At 69.0% G+C, this 1,208-nt stretch carries 3 protein-coding genes; 2 read left to right on the top strand and 1 reads right to left on the bottom strand.

Translation table 11 applies throughout. The annotated features are described in order from the left end of the window. Positions 1-44 precede the first annotated feature (44 nt). Positions 45-227, top strand: coding sequence for a hypothetical protein (locus AB0B72_RS40305; RefSeq protein WP_367745080.1), 183 nt, complete (start codon positions 45-47; stop codon positions 225-227). A 55-nt stretch (positions 228-282) separates the two neighbouring features. Then, positions 283-510 carry a cellulose binding domain-containing protein gene (locus tag AB0B72_RS40300; RefSeq protein ID WP_367745079.1) on the top strand — a complete coding sequence of 76 codons (228 nt, stop codon included), beginning with the start codon at positions 283-285 and terminating at the stop codon, positions 508-510. 407 nt (positions 511-917) lie between these two features. On the opposite strand, the gene AB0B72_RS40295 is transcribed toward AB0B72_RS40300, so the two are convergent. Further along, the coding region (locus tag AB0B72_RS40295; protein ID WP_367745078.1) for a ricin-type beta-trefoil lectin domain protein at positions 918-1,208 on the bottom strand (291 nt) is incomplete at its 5' end.

Below are 1,208 nucleotides of genomic sequence, written 5' to 3'. Positions count from 1 at the left end.
CTCCGCTTCACCGGCGGAAGCGGCACCCTGTTCAACATGAACTGGTGGCAGTTCAACGGCACCGGCCCAACCCCCACACCCACCCCCACACCCACCCCGACACCGACACCCACCCCGACACCGACACCCACCCCGACACCGACACCCACGCCGACCCCGTCCCCGACACCCACGCCGTCCCCGACACCCACGCCGACACCCACTCCGACGGGCGGCAACGCCTGTAACGCGACCTACCGGACCGTCAACTCGTGGTCCGGCGGCTACCAGGGCGAGGTCACGGTGACCGCCGGCAGTGCGGCGATCAACGGCTGGACCGTCAGATGGAATCTGGGCGACGGCCAGTCGGTCAGCCAGGTCTGGAACGGCACGCTGAGCACCAGCGGCTCGACCGTGTCGGTGACGAACGTCTCGTACAACGGCTCGCTCCAGCCGTCCGCCTCGACGACGTTCGGCTTCCTCGGCGGTGGTGCGGCGCCGGCCTCATCCTTCACGTGCACCGCTTCGTGAGGGCGACGGCGCCCTGAGGGGCGCCACCGGTAAGACGCGGCGAACCCAAGGAGTCCGAGCGAGCGCCGGCCGCTACGCGACGACGACATGGGTTCGCCGCCTGCCGTTTCACCATCCGACCACCATGGGATACGGGTCGCCTGACTGGAGCCGGCCGGCCCGGACGGGCCACTGGTGCCGGCTCACCACTCTGTGCAGGGGGACCGGGGAGACCTCCGCCCGCCTGGCTGACGCGTACGGCGCCGAGGTGGTCAGGTGGCCGCCCGGCCTGTCCAGCCCGGCTCCGTCAAAAAGCCGCAACGAGTCACTCCGGCACCCCTGCCGATGAAAGGCGAAACCCTCGCCGGGACGGTCAGCCCGTCCCGGCGAGGGTTTCCGGTGTTTCGAGGGTGTCTTTTCGAGTCTGTCTAGACGCGGGTCCAGCGCTGGTTGGTTCCGCCGTTGCAGGTCCAGATGGCGAGCTTGGTGCCGTTGGCCGTGGCGCTGTTGGGCACGTCAAGGCACTTGTTCGCGCCGACGGCGGTGATGGTGCCGTCGGAGTTGAACCGCCACTTCTGGTTGTTCTGGCCGTTGCAGTCCCAGATGATCACGGTGCTGCCGTCGGCGGTGCCTGCGCCGTTGACGTCCAGGCACTTGTTGCCGAAGACCCGCAGCTCACTCGCGCTGGTCGAGGTCCACTGCTGGTTGGCCTGCCCGTT

Source organism: Microbispora sp. NPDC049125 (assembly GCF_040802045.1).
GTDB lineage: Bacteria > Actinomycetota > Actinomycetes > Streptosporangiales > Streptosporangiaceae > Microbispora.
Note: the sequence above shows the minus strand (reverse complement) of the source record. Positions and strands in the feature narration are given on the sequence as shown.